This window comes from Pedobacter sp. 01T416_2, from assembly GCF_056398925.1.
In genome coordinates, this window is sequence record NZ_JBFTQI010000662.1 from 1 (window position 1) to 3348 (window position 3348).

Sequence of the window (3348 nt, forward strand, 5' to 3'; positions counted from 1 at the left end):
GTAGTGTTTACATAACCGGAGATTTACATCGGTCAGCTTACTTTACCCCATTGTTGGCTTGAATACTTACAATAAATGCCAAGGTTTAGAAAAATCTATTCTGCCCATCAGCGTCTCAATTGCAAGCCAAATTACTTTCAAATACACCTTTAAATATGAAAAAATACGCCCTTGCGCTTGATCTGATTGATGACGCTGCGCTCATTGCCGAATACGAAGACTACCATAAACATGGCTGGCCGGAAATAACGGCTAGCATTATTGATTCCGGAATTTTAAAAATGGAAATCTATAGGGTTTCAAATCGGCTATTTATGTCGATGGAAACCACCGAAAAGTTCAGTTTCTCACATAAGGCGCAGATGGATGAGAAAAATGAAAAGGTCCAGCAATGGGAAAAACTCATGTGGAAGTTTCAGCAACCTTTGCCCTTTGCCGACGAAGGAGTGAAGTGGGTACTTATGGAAAAAATATTCGAATTGGATTGCGCAAAACAAATTAAGTAAACGACCAGCCATTAATGAAAGCAGCGCTATGACTCTTCCCGCTAACCGCTAGAAAAAGACCTTCTTGATGGTGTACTGCACCTTATGCTGGTGTAGCTTTTGAAATGAGAAATCTTAAATGGGATCAAAAGACATCTTGGTCTGATTACAAAAATGAGCCCGTTTAGATAATCTTAGACACGTGAATTTTTATCGCCCTGTATGATATCCGCCTTTAATGTACTAAGTTTACCCACCAAACCAAGTATATTATGATGATTGCCATCAGAATGTTTTTTTCATTTTGTCTGATCATAATTAGCTTTCATGCTGCTTTTGCCCAGTCTATAAATGACGAATCCGTCAGCAAACGATGGTTAACTACCAAAAACTATACGATAGCCGATGGGCTTCCCTCAAAGAGCACTACTGCTACACTCCAGGATAAAAAGGGGTTTATATGGGTTGGAACCGAAAATGGTCTGTGCCGTTTCGATGGCTTTAATTTTAAGGTGTTTTCAAAGAAAATAGGTGATAGCACCTCCATTACAAACAATTATATCAACGCACTCTGTTTGGACCGTCAGGGCCGGATATGGGTGGCAACAATGGACGGGCTCAATCTGTTCGATCCGCTTTCTGAAACTTTCAAAAGATTTTTCCACAACGAAAAAAAGCCAGGCTCTTTAAGCAATAATAAGGTATGGTCTATTTTGTGTGATAGGGAAGAAACCGTTTGGATTGGTACCGATGATGGATTTAATCAGTATATACCCGATCGGCAACAATTTCGCATTTATAAGCCACATCCCACAAGACCAGGCAGTATGGTAGGCAAATCTGTTAACGCGATCATCCAGGATGACGGCAACAATTTATGGCTGGGGAATTGGAGCGGGGGGCTTAACAAATTTGATAAAAAAAGCAGGCTCTTTACCAGCTTCCGTCAATATCACGTCAATGGAGAGAAAAATCCAAATGACATTTGGTCCCTCAGTTACGCTTCAAATGGAAGTATATGGGTTGGAACCTATTGGAACGGTCTTTTTAGTTTCGACGTAAAAAGCAGTAAATTCTCTAAGATTCAGCATCCGGAAAATGAAACATATTCCGTCTTCAGTATTATGCCCTTGGATGACAGATCGCTGCTCATTGGGGGTAGCAACGGTTTTTATCGCTATGGTATACTGTCAAAAAAGTGGGAAAAGATCGGTAGCATAAAAAACTATGCCAACGGTGAGTCGTATAAAGACGTGAACGGTATCGTGTGGATAAATGCAGTAAACGGACTGTACAAAATAGATCATCAGCGTTATAATTTAAAAATTAAGCCACTGCCGTTTGGAAACAGGGGTATCAGCAGTATGCTTGTAGGAGATTCATCAATTTGGTTCGGCACTGATAATGGCCTTTTTAAAGTTGAAAGAAAATCTGGAAAAACACAGCTGTTTACAAAGAGCCAAGCAGCTAACAGTCTTACAAGTAATAACATAAGTGACCTTTATTTCGACACCAATGGGATTCTCTGGATATTAACAGAGAACGGTTTTGATAGCTACGATGAGCGTAAAGCTGTCTTCACCCACCACTATCATCACTCTTCAATCGGTAATCTATTTAACGAAGATGTTTTCAGGAGTATTTTAGAGCTTGATAAAGGCGTATATGTTCTGGCGACTGATGCAGGAATAAAGATTTTTGACCGGAATAAAAACAAATACCAGCATTTCTATAACCAGCCTCAAAATGCGCTTTCAATAAATAATAATCACGCTTATGTGCTCTGCAAAGCTTCTGATGGTAGGATTTGGGTAGGGACTTATGGTGGAGGGGTAAATATATTCGATAGAAAAACTGGTAGCTTCACGCAGGTCACGACTGATAATGGATTAAGCAGCAATGTTATAAATAAAATTTTCCTTGACACTAAAAAGAATATTTGGATCTGTACTCCTGATGGATTAAATATGTACAATCCACGCACAAAGCAGTTTCAGGGCTATTCGAAAAGGGAAGGCTTTTCCAGTAATATCTTCAAAGATATCATTGAAGATAGCCAGGGAACCATTTGGCTGATAACCGAGAACGGTATATCCAGCTTGGTTCCAGCGACCAGTAAGGTTAGGAATTTTGATGAGGCTGACGGGTTTTCGGTAAATGCTATTCTTGGGCGTAACGGCGATTCTATTTTTGTTGCCGGAAGCAAAGGTTATATTGCTTTTCACCCTAAACAGGTTACCTTAAATGAGGGCAGTCCCAAAGTTTATATTACCGATTTTATGGTATTTAGCAAATCCGTGCTGCCAAAGCAAACAGGTCCCTTAAAGGAAAACATCAATACTGCAAAAGAAATTGTCCTTGAGTATGATCAAAGTGTTTTTTCGTTGGAATTTGTTGCACTAAATTATGCCGATCCGATGAAAATAGAATATGCTTACCGGTTAGTGGGCTTCGATAAAAAATGGAATGAGGTAGGCAATCAGCGTAATGCTACTTATACAAATCTGAACCCCGGAGTCTATCGTTTTGAAGTAAAGGCGACCAACAGTGACAGGGCCTGGAACAACGAAGCAACAACTTTGATTATAAGGATCAGATCTCCATGGTATCTGACATGGTGGGCTTATGTGATTTATACTATGCTGATTCTTCTAGGGGCCGGGATTTATATTTCTTACCGGAGAAAACAGGAAAAACTGAGATATGAGATAAAGATTGCCCATCTCGAAAGTGAAAAGGAAAAGGAGCTCAATGAAAAGAGATCGACATTCTTTACAAACATTTCGCATGAATTCAGAACTCCCCTCACACTGATCATCAACCCCGTAAAGGATCTTCTCCATCAGGATGGCAGGTACCTGGA

The 3348-nt window shown here is 39.9% G+C and carries 2 protein-coding genes; both read left to right on the top strand.

What is annotated here, in order from left to right; all coding sequences use genetic code 11:
- The first annotated feature begins 155 nt into the window (after positions 1-155).
- Positions 156-506 carry an L-rhamnose mutarotase gene (locus tag AC1DPQ_RS22020; RefSeq protein ID WP_057935177.1) on the top strand — a complete coding sequence of 117 codons (351 nt, stop codon included), beginning with the start codon at positions 156-158 and terminating at the stop codon, positions 504-506.
- Positions 507-757: 251 nt separating this feature from the next.
- Positions 758-3348, top strand: a 2591-nt coding sequence (locus AC1DPQ_RS22025; protein ID WP_477610879.1) for a ligand-binding sensor domain-containing protein, incomplete at its 3' end; no start/stop codon positions are given.

What these genes read in the sequence shown, in the direction of transcription:
- AC1DPQ_RS22020 (WP_057935177.1), top strand. Translation starts at nt 156, where the DNA reads ATGAAAAAATACGCCCTTGCGCTTGATCTGATTGATGACGCTGCGCTC.